Annotated in this window: 22 protein-coding genes; 8 read left to right on the top strand and 14 right to left on the bottom strand. The window is 45.2% G+C overall.

Translation table 11 applies throughout. The features are described 5' to 3' along the window. Positions 1-6: 6 nt before the first annotated feature. Complete coding sequence (locus DOE51_RS16910; RefSeq protein ID WP_142697702.1) at positions 7-990, top strand: hypothetical protein; 984 nt, start codon at positions 7-9, stop codon at positions 988-990. Positions 991-1410: 420 nt separating this feature from the next. Here the strand turns inward: DOE51_RS16910 and DOE51_RS16905 are convergent, their stop codons facing one another. Beyond that, positions 1411-1941 carry a chemotaxis protein CheW gene (locus DOE51_RS16905; RefSeq protein ID WP_246845158.1) on the bottom strand — a complete coding sequence of 177 codons (531 nt, stop codon included), beginning with the start codon at positions 1939-1941 and terminating at the stop codon, positions 1411-1413. 266 nt (positions 1942-2207) lie between these two features. Between DOE51_RS16905 and DOE51_RS16900 the strand changes: the two genes are divergently transcribed. From DOE51_RS16900 to DOE51_RS16890, 3 genes are read left to right on the top strand one after another with little or no spacing between them, the layout of a single operon-like run. After that, entirely contained in the window at positions 2208-4259 is a 2052-nt protein-coding gene (locus tag DOE51_RS16900; protein WP_246845157.1) for a chemotaxis protein CheA, read from the top strand. Then, a complete protein-coding gene (locus DOE51_RS16895; RefSeq protein WP_142697701.1) occupies positions 4256-5125 on the top strand; it encodes a protein-glutamate O-methyltransferase CheR in 870 nt (289 codons plus the stop codon). The genes DOE51_RS16900 and DOE51_RS16895 overlap by 4 nt, the downstream gene beginning before the upstream one ends. A 9-nt stretch (positions 5126-5134) precedes the next feature. Next, positions 5135-6196 carry a chemotaxis response regulator protein-glutamate methylesterase gene (locus DOE51_RS16890; protein ID WP_142697700.1) on the top strand — a complete coding sequence of 354 codons (1062 nt, stop codon included), beginning with the start codon at positions 5135-5137 and terminating at the stop codon, positions 6194-6196. A 59-nt stretch (positions 6197-6255) separates the two neighbouring features. Here the strand turns inward: DOE51_RS16890 and DOE51_RS16885 are convergent, their stop codons facing one another. Both DOE51_RS16885 and DOE51_RS16880 read right to left on the bottom strand, forming a co-directional pair. Next, positions 6256-6756: a hypothetical protein gene (locus DOE51_RS16885; RefSeq protein WP_142697699.1), complete on the bottom strand. Its 501-nt coding sequence runs from the start codon at positions 6754-6756 to the stop codon at positions 6256-6258. Between the two features lie 20 nt (positions 6757-6776). Continuing rightward, the gene (locus DOE51_RS16880) at positions 6777-7964 is read right to left on the bottom strand and encodes a poly(A) polymerase (protein WP_142697698.1); all 1188 of its coding nucleotides are present in this window, start codon (positions 7962-7964) and stop codon (positions 6777-6779) included. A 77-nt stretch (positions 7965-8041) separates the two neighbouring features. On the opposite strand from DOE51_RS16880, the gene DOE51_RS16875 reads away from it, so the two are divergent. Then, positions 8042-8872 (top strand): alpha/beta fold hydrolase, encoded by an 831-nt coding sequence (locus DOE51_RS16875; protein ID WP_142697697.1) that lies wholly within the window; start codon positions 8042-8044, stop codon positions 8870-8872. Positions 8873-8902: 30 nt separating this feature from the next. Further along, positions 8903-10579, top strand: coding sequence for a DEAD/DEAH box helicase (locus DOE51_RS16870; protein ID WP_142697696.1), 1677 nt, complete (start codon positions 8903-8905; stop codon positions 10577-10579). 72 nt (positions 10580-10651) lie between these two features. Here DOE51_RS16870 and DOE51_RS16865 read toward each other — a convergent pair whose 3' ends face one another. Further along, the gene (locus DOE51_RS16865) at positions 10652-11305 is read right to left on the bottom strand and encodes an ankyrin repeat domain-containing protein (protein WP_142697695.1); all 654 of its coding nucleotides are present in this window, start codon (positions 11303-11305) and stop codon (positions 10652-10654) included. A gap of 8 nt (positions 11306-11313) precedes the next feature. Further along, positions 11314-12663, bottom strand: a complete 1350-nt coding sequence (locus tag DOE51_RS16860) for a D-alanyl-D-alanine carboxypeptidase (protein WP_168196480.1) — start codon at positions 12661-12663, stop codon at positions 11314-11316. A gap of 169 nt (positions 12664-12832) precedes the next feature. On the opposite strand from DOE51_RS16860, the gene DOE51_RS16855 reads away from it, so the two are divergent. Both DOE51_RS16855 and DOE51_RS16850 read left to right on the top strand, forming a co-directional pair. After that, complete coding sequence (locus tag DOE51_RS16855) at positions 12833-13192, top strand: CidA/LrgA family protein (protein WP_142697693.1); 360 nt, start codon at positions 12833-12835, stop codon at positions 13190-13192. Next, a complete protein-coding gene (locus DOE51_RS16850) occupies positions 13185-13865 on the top strand; it encodes an LrgB family protein (protein ID WP_142697692.1) in 681 nt (226 codons plus the stop codon). Before DOE51_RS16855 ends, DOE51_RS16850 begins: the two co-directional genes overlap by 8 nt. Here DOE51_RS16850 and hemH read toward each other — a convergent pair. Genes hemH through DOE51_RS16805 form a run of 9 tightly spaced genes read right to left on the bottom strand, consistent with a single transcriptional unit; the run spans position 13834 to position 23649 of the window. Next, positions 13834-14871 carry a ferrochelatase gene (hemH, locus tag DOE51_RS16845; RefSeq protein ID WP_142697691.1) on the bottom strand — a complete coding sequence of 346 codons (1038 nt, stop codon included), beginning with the start codon at positions 14869-14871 and terminating at the stop codon, positions 13834-13836. The genes DOE51_RS16850 and hemH overlap by 32 nt on opposite strands. Continuing rightward, positions 14864-16075: an NAD(P)/FAD-dependent oxidoreductase gene (locus DOE51_RS16840; RefSeq protein WP_142697690.1), complete on the bottom strand. Its 1212-nt coding sequence runs from the start codon at positions 16073-16075 to the stop codon at positions 14864-14866. Before DOE51_RS16840 ends, hemH begins: the two co-directional genes overlap by 8 nt. After that, a complete protein-coding gene (gene hemN, locus DOE51_RS16835; protein WP_142697689.1) occupies positions 16072-17421 on the bottom strand; it encodes an oxygen-independent coproporphyrinogen III oxidase in 1350 nt (449 codons plus the stop codon). The genes DOE51_RS16840 and hemN overlap by 4 nt, the downstream gene beginning before the upstream one ends. Next, a complete protein-coding gene (locus DOE51_RS16830) occupies positions 17418-18437 on the bottom strand; it encodes a uroporphyrinogen decarboxylase family protein (protein WP_142697688.1) in 1020 nt (339 codons plus the stop codon). Before DOE51_RS16830 ends, hemN begins: the two co-directional genes overlap by 4 nt. Next, positions 18434-19111: a response regulator transcription factor gene (locus tag DOE51_RS16825; RefSeq protein WP_142697687.1), complete on the bottom strand. Its 678-nt coding sequence runs from the start codon at positions 19109-19111 to the stop codon at positions 18434-18436. Before DOE51_RS16825 ends, DOE51_RS16830 begins: the two co-directional genes overlap by 4 nt. Continuing rightward, positions 19108-19956, bottom strand: a complete 849-nt coding sequence (locus tag DOE51_RS16820) for a HAMP domain-containing sensor histidine kinase (RefSeq protein WP_142697686.1) — start codon at positions 19954-19956, stop codon at positions 19108-19110. The genes DOE51_RS16825 and DOE51_RS16820 overlap by 4 nt, the downstream gene beginning before the upstream one ends. Positions 19957-19961: 5 nt before the next feature. Beyond that, positions 19962-21242: a glutamate-1-semialdehyde 2,1-aminomutase gene (locus DOE51_RS16815; protein WP_142697685.1), complete on the bottom strand. Its 1281-nt coding sequence runs from the start codon at positions 21240-21242 to the stop codon at positions 19962-19964. After that, complete coding sequence (gene hemC / locus DOE51_RS16810) at positions 21230-22744, bottom strand: hydroxymethylbilane synthase (protein WP_142697684.1); 1515 nt, start codon at positions 22742-22744, stop codon at positions 21230-21232. The genes DOE51_RS16815 and hemC overlap by 13 nt, the downstream gene beginning before the upstream one ends. Further along, positions 22735-23649: a hypothetical protein gene (locus tag DOE51_RS16805; RefSeq protein WP_142697683.1), complete on the bottom strand. Its 915-nt coding sequence runs from the start codon at positions 23647-23649 to the stop codon at positions 22735-22737. The genes hemC and DOE51_RS16805 overlap by 10 nt, the downstream gene beginning before the upstream one ends. Positions 23650-23738 lie beyond the last annotated feature (89 nt).

Genomic DNA, 23738 nt, shown 5'->3' with positions numbered 1-23738 from the left:
GAATTTATGAAGAAAAAAGCATTTGTATTCGGAATGGTAGGCCTCATGGTGTCGACAGCTCTGGCGACCACGACTTCTTCAAATTCAGGCAGTGACGGTGTTGAAAATGGAACAACGACAACATCGACGACTCCTGCAGTAACGGATTCAGCAAATCAATCAAGTAGCGGCAATGGTTTGGCGCAAGCAGTGAACTATGTCACAGGCGGAGCCGAAGTCGTGATGGGTGGCGTGATGATTAAAACCGGAAGCGCCAGCCACAACTATGGCGAGGTTGCGATGGGAGTGTTGATGGTCAGCATGGGTCTAACAAACATAGCGCAAGGGTCTGATCATGGAGCCGCAGCAAGCAGCGCCGACACAACAGGTTTTCAAACGGACGGCTATGGTTCGTTAAGCAGCACGGGGACAAGTGGCACGACAGATGCGACAGTCGCAGCGGCTTTAGCAGACCCAAACTATCAAGCCGTGGGCTCGACATTAAAAGCCTTAGAAGCCAGCGGAGTTTACAATCCAAAAACCGGTTCATTCACAGTGGGCGATAAAACGTATTCATCATCAGACTTAGCTTCGACATCATCAATGGCAGACGCAGGCATCCCCCAAAGCACAATCGATTCCGCAATGGCCTTAAGTAACGACTTAGAAAAGAAAGCCCTAGCAAAACTAGAAAAAGTAAAAGCTAACGCCACAGCAGAAAACGGCTATGAAGAAGGCAGCGGTAGCAACAACAGAGCCATAGCAAGCTCTGAAGAAGACAATACAGGACTGGCAAACACAGGAAAAAACCCAAAAAACGGTCTAGGTAAAAACTCAGGAGTAGACCCAACGCTAGTGGCAGGCCTAACAAAAAACTACAACGGCGAACCAATAGGAGTAGCAGCCGACAACATATTCTCAATGGTAAGCAGAAGATATAAACTAAAAGAAAGCCAAGAAAGCTTCATCGACCCCAAAGCCCTAACAACAACAGCCCAAAACTCAAAATAAAAAAAAGAAATCCAATGAAGTTCCGCCACCAAACCCCAAAACGTCGTGGCGGTATTTATCTCACGAATCCAAATGGAGCTAAAACACTCCATCTAAGTTTCAAAAAGCGATGGTCCTTCCATCGCATTTTCTAATTTGAAATCAGTTCAATAAATAAACTCGAAGGCAAAATTTGCGGAAAGGTCCGTAAGGCTTCTGCGTATGAGGCCTTCGTGGGCGCCACGATGGCGCGCACCCGCGAGCCAAAGGCTCGTGGGCCACGACCGAGCCCGGAAGGCGTGCCGAAGAAGCAGAAGCCTTACGGATCTTGCCGCAAATCCCCGCACTACCGAGATCATTCTTAGTAAACTGAATCCAAAAAAAGAAAAGGCGCTTGGAACAAACCAAACGCCTTTAAGAAAACGAAAGAAAGGAGCGAGATTAAGCCGCTTTTGCTTCGTCGTGAGAGAAATGAGCCATTGCGCCCATTTGATCTGCCGAGAAAGCAGAAACGATATCCACAAGGATAACAACTTTGTTATCAACTTTACCCATACCACGAACGAACGACATTGCGTTTTCGTTGCCTAGTACTGGTGAAGGTTCGATTTGTGATTCTTGAAGATCAACAACCTCTTTCACAGAGTCTACGATCATGCCTACTTGACCGATTTCAGTGTCGATCACGATGATGCATGTGTCGCGAGTTGTGTCTTGCGAATCCATACCAAATTTAATGCGAAGATTTACTACAGGGATGATCTTACCGCGAAGATTCATAACACCTTTTACGTAGTCTGGCGTGCGCGGAACAGGAGTGATCTCACCAAATTGATTGATCTCACGAACTGTTTCAATAGCGACACCATATTGTTCAGACATCAATTGGAAAGTTAGATACTGACCTGGTTTTGCTTTCAAAGATACATCGCTCATTTGTTTGCCTTTCACAGTGGAAATAAAAGCTGACATTTACTTTTCGAATTTTTGGGCAGGAGACTTAAGGGATTTTTGCCTATCTGTTAAAAATTAATAAAGTCCCCTGTGTCCGCCTCAGACTGAGACAACTCCACCCTAAGGAGAGGGGAAGAGATGAATAAGGCTTTCTTTTTTAACTAAAGACTAGTTCACGTGGCTTGGTTGCTTCTCTGGACTTAGGAAGTAAATAGCAAACACCCATTGGTGCCGATACTTTCAATGATTAAAAGCACTTAAATGCGTTCACGGAGCATACACAAATGAGCGATAATTCTTTCTTTGAAGAACTGCAGATGGATTTCTTGAATGAATCAGCTTTCATGATGGAGACATATGAAGAGTCGATGATCAAACTTGAAACCAGTCAAGAACCTGCAAAAGATCTGACGGATATTTTCCGCGTGGCCCACTCTGTAAAAGGTGGTGCAGCAGCCGTTGGCTTGATGGATCTTGCGAAGTTCGCACACGTTATGGAAGACCTTTTGGATCTTCTTCGTTCTCGTCCTGAGCTTGTTAATTCAACAGCGATTTCGTTGTTGTTGCAATCAGGTGACGAATTGAAAAATCGCATCACGTTCCTGCAACAAGGTAATTCTTCAGAGTGGGATACTTCAAAATTGAAAGCTGAATTGATTGCTTTGACAGAATCTCTGTCAGGTAAAACTTCAAAACATAGTTCTGCAGAAGCAGCTCCCGCTCCAGTTGCGACTGAAGAAGTAAAAGAACAAGCTCCTGATGATTTCTTTGCAGCGGCTCCTGCTGCGGAAGCAAGTGCTGAATCTGGTGAAGATCACACGAATCATGATTTGCTAGCAGAGCTTTTGGCGCAATTGTCTCCGGAAGATCAAGCAGAGTTCCATGCGAAAGAAGCTGCGGAAGCTGCGGCATCGGCAGTAGCTCCCACGCCAGCTCCGGTAGCAGCGGCTCCGGTTGAACCAACTCCAGCGCCAGTGATGGCTGCTCCAGAACCAGTCGTTGAAAAACCAGCGCCGGCTTTGAAAGTAGTTCCTAAAGCTCCAGCAGCAAGTGAGCCTCCTGCTGCAAGTGGTGGCGGTAATGGTAAAGGCAAACCTGCAGTGGCAGCAATCAAAGTTGATACGGGCCGTGTTGACTCAGTATTGGATGCAGTGGGTGAGCTTGTTGTATTAAAAAATCAGCTTGTACACGATGAAACTGTTCGCAGTGGTGTGAACTTGCGTTTAGAAGCTATCGTTGATCAATTGGATAAAGCGGTTCGTGAGTTGTACGAAAAAACTTTGAGCATCCGCATGACTCCGTTGAAATCAATGTTCGTAAAAATTCAACGTATCGTGCGTGACGTGTCTTTGACTCTTGATAAACCAGTGGATTTGCAATTGATCGGTGAAGAGACAGAGGTTGAAAGAACGGTCTTTGAACTTTTGGGTGACCCTTTGGTTCACTTGGTTCGTAACTCGATGGACCACGGTATCGAAAAGAAAGAGACTCGTCAGCAACGCGGTAAACCTGCGACGGCGAAAGTGACTGTATCTGCAAAACAAAATGGCGGTAACGTTATTATCGAAATCGTCGACGACGGTGGCGGTATCAACCGTGAAAAAGTTTTGGGTAAAGCGATCGAGCGCGGCTTGGTACCACAAGGTGTGGACCCTGCGACTATTCCTGACGAAACTGTTTTCCAATACATCTTCCAACCTGGTTTTTCGACAGCAGATAAAATTTCTGACTTGTCAGGCCGTGGTGTTGGTTTGGACGTCGTGAAATCGAACTTGGATAAAATCAACGGTAAGATCAACATCCTTTCTAAGGCAGGTGTTGGTACAACATTCCGTTTGACGATTCCACTTAGCACCGCGATCACTGACGGTATCATCGTGGCTTTGGATGGCGCTCGTTACATCTTGCCGATTCACTCGATCCGCGAAATCGTTCGTGTACAACCGAAAGATTATACAAACGTTTCAAAAGCAGGAAAAGTGGCAAGCATTCGTGGTCACTTGTTACCGGTGATCGATGTTTCGAAAACATTGGGTTCAATCAATTGGACACTGAATAAGAAAGACCAACAACTTGCTCAACGCCGCGAAAACTCTTTGAGTGCGCGTCGTGAAGAAACAATGCTTGTGATCATCGAATCTATGACAGGTCAAATGGCCTTCCCAGTAGACGACGTTTTAGGTCAAGCGCAAGTGGTCGTTAAACCTATTACAACAGGCCAACACATTCCAGAGGTCGCAGGTGCGGCAATCCTAGGTGATGGCAGAACTGTATTGATTCTTGAGCCGGGAGCATTGGTCAGCAATGTTTCTAAAGGCAGGGAGATGGCAGCATGAGCGCAGTAAAAAAGACAGACGCAACAAACGCGCTGTATGATTTCGAAGAAATTAAGTTATCAGACAAGATGTTCGAAAAATTCGCGGCTCGTATGTACGAACTTGCGGGTGTTGATCTTCCGCTGACTCCTAAAAATCATGCGTTGATTCGTAATCGTATCGTGAAGCTTCTTCGTCGTCACAACATGAAGACTTACGAAGAGTATTGGTCAATGCTTGAAAGAGGTTCGAACGACGTGATTCAAGAGTATATCTCTGCACTGACGACGAACATGACTTCATTCTATCGCGAATCGAATCACTTTGATTTCTTGCAAAAAGCTTTGCCTGATCTTGCGAAGAAGTTCGGCAACGATCTACGCATTTGGTGTGCAGCTGCAAGTACGGGGCAAGAGCCATATACTTTGGCGATGACGGCGTGTGAAGCGCAACCAGAGATGCCAGGCGCAAAAGTGCGTTTGCTTGCGACGGATATCGATTTGCAAGTTTTGAAAAAAGCTTCAATCGGTACTTACGAAGAGCGCGAAATGCAAGGTCTTCCACCTGTGCAACGCTCTAAATATTTTGAAAAAGTAAAACTTGATGGTGACGAATACTTCCGTGCGAAAGATCAATTGCACAACATGATTCGTTTTGCGCCTTTCAATTTGATGAATCCAAAATACGAATTCCAGCATAAGTTCCACGTGATCTTCTGCAGAAACGTATTGATCTACTTCGATGAGCCAACGACAAAGAAGGTTATCGACAGTTTGACATCTTGCTTGGCTCCAGGTGGTTACCTTGTATTAGGTCACTCCGAGTCAGGTAACGTAAAACATCCAAACTTGAAGCCACTCTCCAGAGCGGTTTATCAGAAAACATAGAGGCGAATCATGAGTTCAAAAATTAAAGTTCTCATCGTTGATGACTCCGCTGTGATTCGTAAGTTGTTAGAGAAAATTTTCTCTTCAGCTTCTGATATTGAAGTTGTTGGGACTGCGTCTGATCCTTATATCGCACGCGATAAACTGGTTGCGTTGAAGCCAGATGTGATGACTTTGGACGTTGAGATGCCTCGTATGGACGGCATTTCATTCCTTGAAAAAGTCATGCAACACTTTCCAACTCGTACAATTATTTTCTCTTCCCTTGCAAAAACAGGTTCTGAAACTTATTTCAGAGCTCTTGAAGCAGGCGCGATCGAGATCATGGAAAAACCATCGATCGACGTTTCGCAAACTCTTGAAACTTTGGGTCGCACCATCGTTGAAAAAGTGCGCGAGGTTGCAAAAGCTCGTATTAATCCAGTGAAGAAAGTGGTTTCGCCTTCAGGCCCTGTGCAGAAGATAGCGACAACTTCACTTGCAAGAACAACCCATCAAATGATCGCTGTAGCCTCTTCAACAGGTGGTACAGAGGCATTGAAAGTTTTCTTGTCAGGGATGCCAGCGGATATTCCAGGTACGGTTGTGGTGCAACACATGCCTCCTGGTTTTACGAAATCGTTCGCTGATAATTTGAATAATATGTTTCCGTTTGAAGTGAAGGAAGCGCAAGAAGGCGATCAGGTTGTGCCGGGTCGTGTGTTGATTGCTCCGGGTAACTATCACATGGAAATCACTCGTAGTGGTGCCTTCTATTACGTAAAGCTTCATCAAGGTCCTCAGTTGCACAGCGTTCGTCCGGCAGCAGACTATTTGATGAAATCAGTTGCGAAATACGTGGGTAAAAATGCCTTGGGTGTGGTCTTGACTGGTATGGGTAAAGACGGCGCAGAAGGTTTGCTAGAGATGAAAAACGCAGGCGCTTACACTGTCGCACAGAATGAAGAAACATGTGTGGTGTACGGTATGCCAGCAGCGGCAGTGGCGTTGGGTGCAGCAGATAAGGTTCTGGCACTTGATAAAATCGCTGGTGACTTGTTGAAGCAAGTGAATCAAAGAAACGCCGCTTAGTTCGTATACAAAATACAGAAATAAAAAAGCCGCTTCGAAAGAGCGGCTTTTTTTATTTATTAATTCTTTTCTTGTGCAAGCTTATTCAAAGCTTCCGTGAAGAATCGCAAACCTAAAGTCAGTTGCGTATTTTCAACGTCAGTCAAAGTGCTGTCTTCCGGAGCTTCTTGGAAAAGTTCCGCGATGATGTATTTGAAAATTTCTGGTTGGCAGAAGTTTTCAACATCTTTGATCAAAGAAACAAACCACTCTTCAGTGATGTTTTCATCGTCTGGCATTGAAGCTTCAAAGGCTTCGTAATTTGCAGCCACTTCATCTTCGTTCATGACACGCAATTCGCCGTAGGTAGCGATCATAGCGCGCCAGATGATCAAGCCCATGATCACGATCAGATCTTGCGCTTCTTCATTCAAATCTTCTGCGAAGTCGACTAGGAATTGTGCCAGGTCCGGTTGGCCTTCAAACAAACCGTCAGTCAGTTTGATCATGTTTTCATCGCTATCGATTGTAGAGACAAGTTCGATAGCCGCATCTAAAGTCTTAAAAGGGACTTGTTTCAAAGGGAACTCCTAAAAAGGGACTAGTGAGTTGGAGCGGGTTGCGCGCCAGAGTATTTTTCGATTTGTTGAAGCCAGTAGTGAATCTCGCTACCAGACAAAGAGTAATCCATGATCGAAAGTTTCAAAGCCAAACCAAAGCAATCGTTCATCACGAAAGCCATTTGACGGCGTTCACCTTTACGAGAGTAAAGATCAATCTTGCGAAGACCCGCCATCAAGTGCATCGCTTTCATCAATACGGCTGCTTCTTGTTTAAAGATGCCCATCTCTTCACGCATGAAATACGCAAGTTTTGGATCATCGTAAACCGCAGCATTCGTCCAAGGCTCTTCACCGTATTGCGCTTTCATAAACGCAAACATGAAGGCTGCAAACAATTCCGTTGGATCTTGTTTGTCGATGCCGGCTTGATTGATACGCGCCAAGTGCATTTCAAAAATTTCCATTTTTGTCGGATCAACGAATACAGAGTGAAGGCCCGGCAAGATTTGCTCCAAGATATGCAAATCAAAAAGCTCCATGAAGGCCAAGTGCGGTTCTTTCAAACGCAAGAACTTCAACCACTCTTCACGGCGACGAGGCAAAACGGCTTTCTTCAATTCAGGACTGCATTCGGCAATCGCTGCACGCATTGTCGATTCAATCGAGAAATGCAATTTATGGGAAAGACGAATCGCACGCAAAATACGAATCGGATCTTCGATGAAGCGCTCTTTGGGGTCGCCGATCATACGTAAAACACGGTCGTTGATATCTTGAATACCACCGCAGAAATCCAGAAGTTTGTGTTTTACAGGATCATAGAAAACAGCGTTAGCTGTGAAGTCGCGGCGTTTCGCATCTTCTTCGCAAGTGCCGAAGTAGTTATCGCCTTCAACAGTTTCGCCTTCGTTCAAAGTCGCAAGTTCTTCAGTTGTAACGTTACGACGGAAAGTTGCTACTTCAAATTGCTGATCGCCACGTTTAACCAATACCAGTTTAAAGCGGCGGCCGATCACGTAAGCATTCGAAACTTTTTTGCGAACTTGATTTGGAAGAGCACTGGTCGCGATGTCGAAGTCTTTAGGATGAATACCAACAAGCAAGTCGCGCACGCAGCCGCCCACCAAATAGGTTTCGAAACCAGATTCTTGGAGGTTTTTTACGATTCGAAGGGCAAAGGAATCAATCCAGTCTTCGTGTAGCTGTGGCTTCTGTGTTGGACTCATCGTCGCTGAATCTAATCTCTTTCGGCCTAAAATTCAAACTTGAAATACCCGATTTGAGGGCGCAAGATGCGGAAATTATGTCATATCTAGCAAACTTCCATCACCAGTTCTATGGTCCTGAAAATGGCCGAAAATGGATCTTTATTCACGGGCTTATGGGTTTCGGGCAAAACTGGCGCCGAATTATTTCAGGCTTAGAGCAAACTGAACGCTGCCTTGCTTACGATCAAAGAGGTCATGGCCGCTCGTTTAAACCAGAGACAGGTTACTCGCCAGAGGATTATGCCGATGATCTTAAGAAAATCGTGGATGAGCTTGGTTGGAAAAAGTTCATCTTGGTTGGTCACTCCATGGGGGGCCGAAATGTTTTGGTTTTTGCTGCCAAGTACCCGCAGTATGTTGAAAAATTGGTGATCGAGGACATCGGGCCCGAAGCTGCCGCTAACGCATCTGAGTATTACGAGTATTTGTTGAACTTGGCGCCAACGCCATTCCCGAATCGTGATGAAGCCCGTCGCTTCTTTGCGGAAGATTTCGTGCAAAATGCCAAGACCCGAGAAAACGTCGAAGTCATGTCGAAGTTCTTTTATAGCAATATGGAAGAACAGCCAGATGGCACATTGGATTGGCGTTTTTCGAAAAATGCGATCATCGAGTCTGTGAAAGCGGGTCGCAACATCGACCGTTGGCAAGAGGTGAAGGCCCTGAAAATGCCGACCCTGTTGATTCGCGGGGAGCATTCGAAAGAGCTCAGCCATGAGACTTATCAGGAAATGTTAGCTAGCAACCCTTTGATTAAGGGCGTCGAAATCGCAGGTGCGGGCCACTGGGTCCATTCAGATCAAGTTCAGGCCTTTGTACAGGCGCTTAAGAGCTTTGTTGGTGACTTTCCGGCCTCTGAAAAGTAGTTTTGGGGCTTAATACCGGAGTAAGAAAAGTTGAAATTCGCAGAGTTAAATTTAGAACCGAGTTTGGCGTCAGCAATCGAGAAATTGGGTTTCTCTGATTGCACACCGATTCAAGAGCAAGCCATCCCTCATATCCTTGATGGCAAAGACGTCGCCGGCCTAGCACAAACTGGTACAGGAAAAACAGCAGCCTTCGTTCTTCCTTTGATGGAGCGCATTTTGCGCGCTCGCCCAGCACCAGGTGACGTGACAGACGAACAAAAAGAGATCATCGAAAAACGCGCTTTCAAAGATTGGAAACCACAAAACTTTATTTTGATTTTGGTTCCAACTCGCGAGCTTGCAGAACAAGTTCAAGATAACATCATCAAATTGAGCGTTGATTCTGGTCTTAAAGGTTTCGCGATCTACGGCGGCACAGGCTACGACAAACAAAAAGAAGCATTGAAAAATGGCGTAGAGTTCATCGTTGCAACTCCAGGTCGTTTGATCGATTTGTACAAAGAGCACCTTGTTGATTTGAAACAAGTTCGCGCAGTTGTTTTCGACGAAGCCGATCGCATGTTCGATATGGGCTTCAAAGACGACATGAAGTACATCTTGCAAAGAATCCCACGCGAGCGTCAGCTTTTGGTTTTCTCTGCAACATTGAACTTCGACGTGTTGAACACAGTTTACCAATTTGGTTCAGAGCCAGTTGAAATCAACATCAGCCGTGACCAAGCCAAAGCAGAAAACGTGAAAGACCAAATCTTCCACGTGGGCAGCGAGGAAAAACCTCAGCACTTGTTGTCACTGTTGAAGTTGCACAATCCAAAACAAGCGATCATCTTCACAAACTTCAAATTGAATGTTGAGAAGATCACGAAGTTCTTGGTTGATAATGGTGTGCCGGCAATGGCGATCTCAAGCTTGTTAACTCAAGCACAACGCAATCGCGTGATTGAGCAATTCAAAGCTGAAAATCATTTGAACATTCTAGTAGCAACAGACGTTGCAGCTCGTGGTTTGGACATCAAAGGTGTGGACCTTGTGATCAACTACGAACTTCCAATGGACAGCGAATCTTACGTTCACCGTATCGGTCGTACAGGCCGTGCAGGAACAACAGGCCAAGCGTTTTCATTGGTTGGCGATAAAGACATCGAGTCTTTGGCACGCATTGAAGAATATTTGAAACACAAAATTGAAGTGGGCTATTTGGAAAACGAACAGCTTCTTCAAGAATTCAAACCGTTCCCTTCTCACTTCGATGGTCACTATCCAAAATCATTGGATCGTGGTGATCGTGGTCCACGCCGTGAAGGTGGTGGCGACCGTGGCCCTCGTAAGGGTGGCGATCGCGGACCTCGTCGTGAAGGCGGCCGTGATAATCGTGGACCTCGTGATAACAACAGAGGCCCTCGTGGTGAACGTCCTGAACGTGGCGAGCATAAAAATGCTCAAGGCCAAGGTGGTGGACAAAATCCACAAGGTCAACGCAATGACAACCGTGGTCCTCGTCCAGAGCACAAGCACAGCGGACCACGTCCTCAAGGTCAAGGCGGTCAAAGACGTCATGACAATCGTGGTGGTCAAGGCCAAGGCCAAAACCAAAACAGAAGACACGATAACCGCAAAGGTGGTTACGTACCTAAGAAAGCTCCAGCAGCACCAAAATCTGTGGGACAAAAAATCGCGGGATTCTTCAAAAAATTGTTCTCTTAATTTTAAGACGACAGATTTAGAAATAAAAAAAGGGACCTTGTGGGTCCCTTTTCTTTTTTGATCTAGAGCAAATTACTTTTTCAAGATTTTGATAGCAGCATCGTTCTGAGCTTTGATTGCGATATCCAAAGCTGTTTTACCGTTTTGGTTTTTCGCTTTCTTATCCGCACCTGCTTTTAGCAGCATGTTGATCGTCTTTTCAGTTCCGAAGCGTGCAGCCTCCATCAAAGGAGTCGTGCTTGAAGAGCTTGCTTTGTTCACAAGCGACTTGTCTTTTTTAATCAACAAAGCCATCACATCATTTTGATTCGCAGTTGTTGCTATCAACAATGCCGATTCACCTTCGCCGTTTACATCTTGAATGTTGGCGCCTGAGTTAATCAAATCAATCGCCACTTCAGGATGTTCGTTAATCAAAGCAAAGTACAAAGGCATTTCGCCATCATCATTTTGCTCGTTGATGTTTGCTTTGTTAGCCAACAACAACTTCGTAGCTGCTTGGTGACCGTTTGAAGCGGCAAGCATCAAAGCGGTGAAACCTTTTTGGTCTTTCGCGTCTACTGCAACCTTAGACTTCAAAAGAGCTTCTAAGGTCTTAACATTCCCCTCTGCCGAAGCAGTCATTAGGGGAGTCGTCGCAGCTTCTTTCTTGCTTGTGCTAGCACAAGCAGATTGTGCAACTAAAGCCAGGGACAAAGAAACGATGACTGCGATTTTTTTATTCATAAGAATTCCTATTTCAAACTTCCTGCTGGTGTTTGTTTTGGTTCTTCAACTAACGTCGATTGATCGTCAGTCGCATTCATATCGCCAATTTGTTTGTATTCAAACTTCTTCAGTTTTTGTCTTTCAGCCAAAGTCTGAACCAATTCACGGATGATTACACGCGCCTTCGTCGTATCCGCGCCACCGTATGTTTCGGGGCTTGTCAAAACTGCGAAGTACATGTCGCCATCTGCAGTTGAAAGCATACCACCGAAAGTAATCGCTTTGTCAGCAGAACCTGTTTTAGCAACCATTGTATTGTCGTAAGTACCACCGGCGTACAAACCTTTGAACGTCGAGTAAGATTCGCCTGGACCACCAACAGCCATCACGTCTGCCATTTGGAACTTGCGAGTCCCTTTGTAAGCCTCAAGCGTTTTATCCAAGTCTTGCATGATATGCACAAGGGCACTGCATGATACAAGGTTGTACATTTTTTTACCGTCGATCATCGCTGGGTAACCAGAACCGTTGTACATCTCAACGTCCTCGCCATCCAATTTCAAGCGATCCGCAGCAAATTTCTTATAAGCTTCAGCGCCACCCAATTTTTCGAAAAGAACATTCGGTGGGTAGTTGTAAGAATACTTATTCATATCTTTTGCGATCATGAACAACGGACGAGATTTAACAGAGTAAACTTTTGAAGGAACACCCTTTAAATATTCTTGGTAACGATCTTTCGTCACAACGCCGATGTTAGAGAAATCACCTTTAAGACCTGATTTCACTTTCAAGAACGCCGCAAGATCGTTTTTAGTTTTCGTTGAATTGAAGTAACGAGCTGGATCTTCCCAACCCAAATCATGATTCGTTTGATGTTTCATCGCATCCAAATAAACAGGGAAGTACTGATCGTACGAGAATGTCTCGATGTACTTACAGCTTTGTGCCGTCAATTTTGGTTTAAGCTGAGTGAAGATGCGCGTAAGCATCTCGCGACCCATATAAGGATCCATGTCACCTTCGATATGCAGATTGCAATTACCTGCCTTCGTTCCTGGCGTAACATAAATCTTCGTTTTGAAGCGGTATTCAGGTCCCAACTTCGCAATAGCCCAATCAGTCGTGATGACTTTAGATAAAGAGGCGATACGGAATTTCGCATCGACGTCTGCATCAGTAACGTTCGTAGGATTCTTTTTCAGAATCGAACTGTCGGCGATCTCTTCTTTTGTGGGATTGAATGCGTGCGCAGTGCTTTCACTTTGTTTCATGAAACACATAGCATTCATTTCTACCTTGGCCATAGCGGTAGACGCTAACAAGCTCAAACCCAAAGAAAGGGAAGCAACATATACCAACTTACGTGAAATCATCATAGGCTCCTAACTTTCAAACTCGTGGTGCGAAGTCCAAGTTCTATACCAGCTCCAAGTGTGTTTCCTTCAGTTACAGCTGTATCATTGTTAGACAGTGCCAAAATTTGGGGTTCAAAATGAGACACAGCGTCTTTTCAGCCCCTCAACACGGGTATAGGTTTTAAGCATGCTTTTGGCCCTATTTATACTGCTGAGCTTTCAATTCCTAGGAGAAGGGACCGTGCGCCTCTTCCACCTGTTTATTCCTGGCCCCGTTTTAGGAATGGTGTACTTCTTCGTGGCGTTACTTTTATGGAGACCTCTAAAAGGACATGTCGATGATTTAACGAAGTTCATCACGACGCATCTGTCTTTGTTCTATATTCCTGCTGGGGTGGGGATGATCGAGTACTTCGATCTGTTTGGAAAATACGGCGTGGGCATGGTGATCACTATTATAGTCAGCACCTTCATCACTATCATCGCGACGGCGCTGATATTTCAGTGGCTGCTTCGTATAACAAAAAGCGGTGAAAGCCATGATTGAGTTATTATCACTCCTTATGACCCTGGGAATTTATTTAGCGTCACGCAGGGCCAGTTCCCGTTTGAACAACCATCCGTTATTAAGCCCTGCAGTTCTATCTATATTAGTGATCAGTGGGATTCTGCTTTTATTCCACATTCCTTACCAAGAGTATTTTCAGGGAGCACGTCCTATTCACTATATGTTGGGACCTGCAACTGTCGCTTTAGCATTGCCGTTGTATGAACAGCTCTCACGACTTAAAAAAGTTCTCGTGCCGTTGTGTGTGTCACTGGTGATTGGTTCGATCATTGGTATTTTTAGTGCGGTGTTGATTGGTGCAAGCTTTCATTTGCCGCATGATATTTTATTATCACTAGCGCCAAAATCAGTGACCACGCCGATTGCGATGAGTGTATCTGAAAAAATCGGCGGTATTGCTTCTTTATCGACAGTGTTTGTGATGATCACGGGATTGTTCGGTGCTGCGATTGCGACAACAGTGTTAAGTCTTGTGCGAGTGCATGATCCCGCGGTACGCGGTTTTGCGTTAGGCTTGTCGTCGCACGGTCTAGGAACTGCGCGTGCCTTTCAGGTGTCGTCAATTGCGGGAGCCTTCGCGGGACTTGCGATGGCCTTAAATGGATTAGTAACAGCGATTATTATTCCGCTGTTACTGTTTCTGATTCCTTAACTTGCGCTTTCAATAAAGAAGCGAAGCCTGTCACCCAGCTATTGTTTTCGTTCACACATGGAATCATATAAAAACCTTCACCACCGGCGTGTTTGAAGGTTTCCTGTCCACCGATAGCGATCTCTTCAAGGGTTTCAATGCAGTCGGCAACGAAAGACGGGCAGATAACAGCAACATTTTTCTTACCGGTTTTCGCTAAGACTTCCAACGTGTGATCCGTTGCTGGTTTTAACCATTCCGCACGGCCAAGGCGCGATTGGAATGAAACGCTCCAGTGCGAAGGCGCAAGATTCAAGCTTTCAGCGATCTTTGTGGCTGTGGCAAAACACTGCGCGCGATAACAAGGTTTATCACAAGCGGATTTTTCAAAGCAGCAGTCCTCGCTGCGCAAGCAGCCTTCGTTTTTACGAATATGGCTTTCAGGCAAACCATGGAACGAGAACAAGTAATGATCGATTTTTTTGTTTTTTAAAGTTTCATCTAAAATTTCCACTGATGGAGTGATGAAGCTTGGATCGGCATAAAAGTCGCGCAAAGTTTTAGTCGGAATTTGCACGCCGTACTTTTTGCGAACACGTTCAAACTCTTTCAACACCGAACCCGTAGTTGCTTCGGCGTACTGCGGGAACATCGGTACCAGCAAAATAGAATCGACCTTCGCTTCCGCAAGTTCTTTCAAAGAATCTTCAATACGGGGCGCACTGTAGCGCATGCCCATCTTCACAACGAACTCAGATCCCAATTCGTTCTGCAATTTATCCGCGAAGTGTTTGGAATATACCCACAGTGGTGAGCCTTCTTCCATCCATACTTTTTTGTAGTTTTCGGCAGAGTTGGGCGCACGCTTCGGTACAATCAAGCCATGCACCAGTGGGTAGCGTAGCACGAACGGCAGATTGATAACGTCTTTATCCATGAGGAAATCCAGAAGATAGGATTTTACATCTTCAACTTCATAAGATTTTGGAGTCCCGATATTAAATAAAATCACACCTGTTTTAGCCATGTTGTCCTGCGATTTCGTCTGCAATAATCTCACTGCGTTCTAAAATTTTACTAAGGCCAATGCCACTTAAATAATTGCCATGAAGAACAAATCTGCTTTTAGGCAATTGAGTCAGCTCTTCTTGAGCCTTTTCAAGGTTTAAATCGTAATACGGCAAAGCTTCGTGCCAACGGTTGATGCGATAATCAAGAAGGCCTTCTTTGTTGCCAAGAATTCTGAAGCGCTCTTCGGCGATAAGCTTTAAAAGCTCGGCATCGCTCAGATCTAAAAGTTGCGCCTCTTTCACGCCGCCTAGGATCCATGTTTCGTTATAAGTCTTATCGCGATCTTTAAAGATGTAGGAGTTCATCAAGACACCTAAAGCTTTCAGATCAAAGCCCCGCGGGATCAAGCAGCCAAAGCCTTTGTAAGTCTCTTGCGGCTTTTTGAAGAACATCGTGACACTCATCAATGAAGACATGCGGATTTTTTTAAGAACGGACGAAGTTTCGGGCTCCGCTGTTTCTAACAACTTCGCAGCCGTTGATGCAGAAGTCGCGACTATCACGGGACCGTCAAGTTTCGCCACATTGACTTCCGAATTCAAATGAATATGAACACCCAATGCACGCAGGCGAGTTTCCAAGTGATTCACAAGATCCTGCATACCGCCGGGACCCGTTAACAGTCCTTTGTAACCGTCTTTTTTCTTTTTCGTGAATAGGGGAGACAGGATCAATTTAGAACTCAAACCCGAGATATCGTTGCCATAAATTCCCTGCATCGCAGGTCCCAAGATGTGCTCGGTCGCAGTGCCACCCAAGATGCGCTGACCCCAGCTTTCTAAAGTTTCACCTGCAACCGGCTTCATGGATTTTTTTGCAAACAAGGCGCGTGGAACAACTTTGCCAATAAAGAACAAAGTCTCAAGGAATGTCAGCGGCCATTGTTTCGGAGTATAACGATAAATAAAACGACGACGGGATTCTTTCAGGGGCAGACTTTTTTCAACACCCAGTTCGGTAAATAAGTCTTCAGACTTTTTTGTGCGCATCAAAGCATTCGCAGCTCGCTCCGCAATACCGTACTCGGTTTGATCAGTCCCCAAAAGTCCACCCACACGGGCAGACTTTTCATAAAGATCGACAGTGAATCCTTTTTGCGCAAGTCGAAGCGAAACCGTCAGGCCCGCAAAGCCAGCGCCAATGACGCTGACTTTTTTCATATAGATTGCGAAAAGATTTTTGTCTGAGGTTGTTTTGTTTTCAAACGTTCATCGAAGAACACACACGCATTGCGAAGGAAAGGACGGCCTTCCTCTTTCACAACAAGTTTGTGATTGTTGATTTCGATCAAATGGTCGTTCAACATTTCTTTCAAGAATTCTTTTGAAGCTTGTTCTTGATCGGCGTTAATGAATTCAACTTCATATTGAGTCATCAAGTTCAAGATTTGCTGACGGCGAACGCGATCTTCTTCAGTTAGAACGTGCCCACGCAAAGTCGGCAAGCGGCCTTCGTTCAAAGAAGCTTCGTACAACGGCAAAACTTTTTCATTTTGGTGGAAGCTGTACGGAGTTTCAGAAATAGAGGAAACACCCAGGCCCAACAAAACGTCCGTGCGTTGATCCGTGTAACCCATGAAGTTTCTGTGCAGGCGCTTTTCGTTCATCGCGATGCTAAGGTTGTCCGTCGGCAAAGCAAAGTGATCCATGCCCACTTCCACATAACCTGCGTTCAACAAGATTTCGCGTGCGATATTATAAAGCTCACGCTTTTCGGCTGCCTTAGGAAGGTCTTCGTCTTTGAACAAACGCTGTTGTGGTTTAATCCAAGGAACCAGGGCAAAGCTGTACAAGGCAATACGATCCGGACGAAGTTTCACCGTCAACTCAGCCGTTTCGCGAATGGATTCTGCTGTTTGTTTTGCCAAGCCATAAATCAAATCAAAGTTCACTGACGTATAACCCATATCACGCGCAGCCTGTGTAAGGCCGGCTGTGATTTCGTAAGGTTGAATACGATTTACCAGACGTTGCACTTCAGGGTTGAAGTCTTGCACGCCCATGCTGACACGTGTGAAACCTAATTCGCGCAATGCCTTTAATTGCTCGGCATTCGTGCGACGTGGATCCACTTCGATAGAGCCTTCAAAATCATGTTCCGCGATTTTTACACGCGATAAGATCGGGCGAAGAAGTTGCGTTAACGCTTCCGCTGACAAGAATGTCGGCGTACCGCCACCCAAATGAATGTGCTTCAGTGGTTTTTCCAAAAGCTCTGGCACTTGATCAAGATACAACTGCCATTCTTTAAGAATCATTTCGACGTAAGGATATTCTTTTTTGTGATCTTTCGTGATGATCGTATTGCAACCGCAGAACGTGCACAAAGATTCGCAGTAAGGAATATGCAGATACAAAGAATAACCGCCGTCACCGTCCTTCAAAGTGGCACGAAGGTGATTCACCCATTGATCTGTCGTTGGGTTTGTTTCCCAGTAAGGAACCGTTGGATAAGACGTGTAACGTGGTGCTGGAACGTCGTATTTTGCTAAGAGCTCTTTCTTCATGACAACACCTCGCGAACTGTATCTACGAAGAGTTTAACATTTCTTTCCGGAGTTTTAGGCAGAACACCGTGACCTAGACCGCAAACCCAGCCTGCACGTTGTTCTAATGACATATCTTTCATTGGTGCCAAGAAAGTCATTAGGTTCTTTTTAAATTGCGACTCTTCCATGAAAAGTAAGCTTTGGTCGAAATTGCCTTGAACAAAACCTTTGTTTTGAACTTTGAAGCAATCTGGAATGAAGCAACGGTGGTCAAAACCTTGGCCCGCCCACGGAAGTTCCGTGAAGGCTTTATTGAAGAACACAGGTTGTGTGCCCTTCGAGTAGTAACCGATCTTACCAGGGAATTCTTTTGCAAGATTCGTCAATACCGGTTGAATCCATTCTTGGAAGAACATTGGTGACACTTCACCAGCAGCCGTATCGAAGATCATCACAACTTCAACACCACCAGCCAATTGCAAAGCGATGTTAGCTTTAATCAACGGATACATTTTTTCCAAGAATTGAGGGAAAAGATTAATTTGTGCTTTTGAAGCGATCAAAGAGCCCGCGTGAGAACCTTCCATCGCATACACAAACAATGTCCACAAGCCGCCAACGAAACCGATCAAAGATTTATTTTTAGGAAGAACTTTGCGCGTTTCAATCACCGCTTGTTTTTGGAATGACATAAAGTCGATGGCTTGATCAACGTCGCCCAATTTGGAAATAGTTTCTTGATTCAGGCGGAAACCCAATTGTGGGCCGTGATCTGTGTAATCCAAACCCATACCCAAAGCTTCAAGTGGGAACAAGATATCGCTGAACAAGATTGAAACGTCGAAATCGAATTCTTCAACCGGGCCTAAAGCAACTTGTGCTGCCAGTTCTGGATTTTTACAAAGTTCCATGAACGAGTGTTTCGCACGAAGCGCTTGGTAGTGCTGGTGATAACGACCTGCCTGACGCATGAACCAGATCGGAGGAGTTTTTTGTGGGGTTCTGTTCAAAGCGTTTTTAAAAAGTTCATTCATGGTGTTTCCTCCGTAGCCCATTGATAGCCCACACCGCGAACAGAGCGGATGTATTTTTCTCCGTCGTCACCCAAGAGTTGTCTTAGGCGGACAATTGTATTGTCGATGGTGCGAACGCTGGGATTTTTATCAACGCCCCAAATCTCATTCATGATTTCATCACGGCTGAGTACTCGGGGCGATTTATCAATTAATAACTGCAAGATCTTCATGTCAGTCACAGGCGGATATTCAATCTGACCTGATTTTTTCTTTACCGACATGTTTGTAAAATTAATCACACAATTGTCCAATGCGATTTCACGAACGGGTGCATGCGCATCCAAAACGTGTTTCACACGAATCAGTAATTCCTTAAGATGGAATGGCTTCGGAATATATTCTTCCGCACCCAACTCAAACCCTTGTAAGCGCGACTCGGCGTCGGCCTGTGCTGTCAGGAATAAAAACAACACCGGGGAAACCTCTTTGATTTTAGCGGCTAATTCAAAGCCACTGCCATCAGGAAGGCCCACATCTAAAAGCACAAGATCAAAATCTTTGCCTTTAGAAAACAAGTTCCACGCGTCAGCCAGGGTCTTACCCCATTCGACGTCATAGTCTTTACGCAGACGTTCTGTCAGCGTTTCACCCAGCGATAAATCATCTTCAACTAAAAGGATCTTTCTTTTCACAGACGACCCTCCACTTGAATGATAGAGCTAAAGCCAGCATTTTCTTTTGATTCAAATTTTACGTCACCATTCATCTTTTCAAGAAGACGTTTGGTGATAAGCAGACCGATACCGTTGCCGCGTGAATCTGTGGAAATTAAAATCTCGGAACCTAGTTTGTTAAGATGTCCCTTAAAACCTAAGCCGTTATCAGAAACCACAATTTCCAAACGGTGAGAGTTTAAGGCACGGACCTTAATACGAATCGTATCCGCTTTGCCATGCAAGACAGCGTTTTGCAGAAGATTTCTAAAAACACTCATCAAAGCGCGACGATCGCCTTTGATGGAAGCTTCTTTTTCGATTTCTAACGACAAATCAGGGAATTCGTTCTTCAAAGACCCGAAGAGCGTATTCAAAGAAACGTCTTCGCGAAGCATGTGGCCTTCTTCAAGGTTTGCTAGCAGCAAAGAGTTTTCCAGTTGCAGGTCTAAACGCTGAATATCTTGAATCAAACGTTTCATCACCGGGCTGTTGTTGCCATTAAGATCTTCTTCCAGAACTTCCGCTTGCAGGCGCAGGCGAGCAATCGATGTCTTGATATCGTGACTGAAAGTTGAAAAGAAGAAGCGCAAACGCTGATGACGTTTTTGATCGCGGTAACTGAAGACGATCAATGCGATACCGCCGATCAGGATGGCAGCAATCAAGATGCTACCTTCCCAAGCGAACATGCGGTGTGAAGCAGAAGATTGGAAACGCAAAAGGAAGAAAATCCACCACCATGTTACAAGCGAAAACGTGAATGCGAACCAGATGATCGCAAGCAACGTTTTCACATTAGGTTTAAGGAGTTTCTTCATCATGCTTCTTACTCTGCTGAATCAATGATGATGTGGGCAGCTTCTGCCAAAAGCTCATCCGAGTGAGCCATTGATACGAAACCAACTTCGTAAGCGTTTGGAGCCAAGTAAACACCTTTATCCAAAGACTTCAGGAACAACTTTTTGAAAGTCGCACCTTGGTCCGCAGGGATTTGCTCGATCGTACGGATTGTGTTTGTTGAATTACCGTGAATCCAGAACAACGAAGAGTGCTGTTCAACTTTCAACGGCAAACCTTTTTTCGCAAAACCATCACGCAATGTTTGAACGAATTTTTGCGTGCGTTTTTCTAGAACATTCCAACCGTCAAGGCGTTGCATTTTCTTTAAAGTCACAAGACCTGCACGCATACCGATTGGATTTGCTGACAATGTGCCGGCTTGGTAAACGTCACCGCTTGGTGCAACCATGTTCATCAATTCCGCGCGACCGCCGTAGCAACCTACTGGGAAACCACCACCGATGATTTTACCGTAAGTCACTAGATCCGGAGTGATACCTGTTTTTTCAACCATGCCAGCCAAGCCAACACGGAAACCAGAAATAACTTCGTCAAAGATCAACAATGAACCGTTCTTTTTGCAAAGCTCAGAAACTTTTTGCAAGAATTCTTGGCGTTGAATCAAAAGACCATAGTTCGCTGGAAGTGGTTCGATGATCACCGCAGCGATATCTTTACCTTGAGCTGCGAATACTTCAGCTAATTTCGCTTCGTCATCAAGTGGCGCAACAACAGTTGTCGCCGCAACTTCTGCAGAAATACCTGCCGAAGAAGAAGCCGATGCACCAGCAAGACCTGAACCTGCTTTAACAAGCAAGTTATCAACGTGACCATGATAGCAACCTTCAAATTTCAAAATCTTGCTACGGCCTGTGGCTGCACGTGCCACACGCAATGCTGACATCACAGCTTCCGTACCCGAAGAAACGAAACGAAGTTTTTGCATGAATGGCAAAGTTGAAGTGATCCACTCTGCCAGTTCCAAAGAATAAATTTCTGTTGCGCCGAAAGTCCAAGCGGTATCAACCATGCGATGAACTTCTTCAGCTACTTCAGGATCGCGGTGACCCAAAATCAATGGACCAAAGCTTTGGCAGAAGTCGATGTACTTTTTGTCTTCAACGGAAGTCAGGAAAGCACCTTCAGCTTGTTTAAAGAAAACAGGTGCACGATCAAGGCCTTTAAAAGAACGAACAGGAGAGTGAACACCACCTGGTGCCACCTTCAGGGCGCGTTGGAATAATTCTTCAGATGTTACTTTGTGCATTGTTTTCTCCAGTCCTCTTGATCCAAAAACACTTGCAGGTGTTTTGCATCAAACTTATTTTTTTCTTCAAGATACTGACGAATCACTTTGTAAGTGTTGCCAGGCCCGCAGGCATGATGTTTGTTCAAAATTTCTGGCGCTTGTTCTGCGGCTTGCAAGAACTGGCTGCCACTGGCCCAGAAGAAGCTTTCGGTTTTCGCAACTTCAGGCAATTTCATTTCCGCACTCAGCGAATAGGTTGCAACCAAAGGCATCACCGCTGCGTTTTCTTGGTAACCTGTTTCATGAGATAATTTCGCCCATGTTAATTTGCCACCAAGAACATCGATGCGCGCTTCTTCCTGTTCACCAAGGCTTTCCGAGCATCCGTGAACCCATATACCTTTTTGCGCTAAGTTTTTCCACGTTTTAAGCCCCGCAGTCCACACAAAGTAATCTTGTGCGTTTGCGGTCAATTTTTCCGGCCAAGCTTCACTGCGCGCCACATACAAAGCGTTTGTGCCAGCAGGCAAAGACCAATTATTTAAAGCCTGACGTTGTGAAGAGGCCTCAGAAGCCCACATTTGTTCGGCAGAGAATTTAGGAAGTGCAGTCGAGGCCGCAAGTTCATGTTTGTCTAAAACAACACCCGCATCCGTCAAACCCTTCAACATCGTGATGTGACCGTAAGGGCGAGATAAAACCGCAATACCGATCTTCTGATGGCAACCGCCACCGAAGCTTGCCAAAGTTTTTCTTTCGCTTTCAGCGCAGGCGAATGTCACTGGATCATTGATTTCAGCAAGCATCGCTGCCAAATCAGAACGACCATTTTTAATTTCAACCGCCAACGCACCTTGGGCTGCGGCGTTTGGATTCACCGACAATGGCAGAGCTACCCATTCCACTTGTGCTAAGTAAGAACGAAGTTCGCGTTGGCTTTCTTTGAATTCATCTTGCGGCACACTCAACAAACGATCGAGTGCGGCTTTCGCAACGATCAAGCCGTCGACTTCAGGATTTTCCAAAAGCTTACGCACGCGAGTCGCGATATTGCCACGCACGCTTTCAAAGCGCACCGATTCCAAAGCAAACGGCAAATGCGTTTTAAAGAAACCCGTCAGGTTGTATTCTCGACGAGGCGAAGAACTGAAAACACGCATCGCTTTTGAGGAACGCAATTTTTCGAAATGAGATTTTTTAACCAACAACAAATCACGCTGATCCGCGCGCGGTAGAGTCGCAACGATCGCAGATTGTGTTTTAGGCTCCGTTGGAAGGTCTTTCCATGAATGCACGACCATGTCCGTATCGCCATTCAGCAATTCGTTCATGAAGTCTTCTGTGAAAACACCTTTTTGGGGAATTTTCCACAAAGGGTCTGTCAGATTTTTATCGCCCAACGACTCCGTAAAGCGATATTCGATTTCCAATTGTGGGTTCTTAGATTTAAGAGCGTCACCAACCATGTAAGCCTGAAGGCGTGCAAGGTCACTTTTGCGTGCAGAGATCTTTAAGCGCATATGTCGTCCCAGCCAAGTGGACGAAGCTCTGTTCTGTGAGTGAATGACAGAGCCTTTTCAAGAAGATACTTCTTGATGGCTTGAAGTTTGGTTTGAGTATCCTTCTTTGTTTCTTCGATTTCTGCGAAGAACTGTTGAAGACCCATGACTTGAACTTGTGGAAATTGTTTTTCTGACAAAGCAGGAAGAGCATTTTCTTCGCCACGCAAATCAAAGATCGCGTGAGGACGGTTTTCTTGCTTGCCCATCAATTCCAAAATACGTGCATCACCAACTGGAGCGGCGATAACCATCGCTTCTCCGTGAACATAAGCTTCGTTGTAAGTAGAGATTGTGAGGTTGTCGTATTTTTCCGCGAAAGCTTGAAGCTTCAAAGGATCACGACAAATAATTTGCACAGATTTTTTATGAGCAAGCCAAGGAAGGATCTCTTGCGCCAATTGACCTGAACCGCAAATAGTCACGGACTCAAGATCTTTTGTATGGCGGCGGATAAGACTGCCGTAGCTTTGTGAACCGATACCAACCAAATGCTCAGAGCGTGTTTTTTTGACTTCAGCGATGATGAAGTTCAACCACTTTTGGTTATCAGAAAAAAGTGTATCGTTAAGTTGTTTGCGAGAATCGACGAAAGCTCTGAATTGTCCGAACACTTCAGTCTCTCCAACAACCGGAGAGTGAAGGCCGCACAAGATTTCTAACAACAATGACAAAGCTTTTTCACCACGAAGAATTTGGTCATCTGCTTCAAGATAATCCAAATAATTGTTCACTTCATCTTCACGGCAGAACATGATTTTGCGCAGGCAAGTTTTGAAAATGGCTGCGTCTTGCAGTGCCGCCGAAAAATCTGGAGCAGCAAAGTTTGAACTGGATTTTCTGTGAACGAGGAGTATATCTTCCATGTGGTATTAGATGTATCAGTTCTCTTTCAATAAAGTGTCATCGAATTGTCATAACTGCTGCTGGTCATCTGCAAAATCTCAAATTCAAC

Origin of the sequence: Bdellovibrio sp. NC01 (assembly GCF_006874625.1) — a bacterium.
GTDB lineage: Bacteria > Bdellovibrionota > Bdellovibrionia > Bdellovibrionales > Bdellovibrionaceae > Bdellovibrio.
This window is presented reverse-complemented; position numbering and strand designations above follow the sequence as displayed.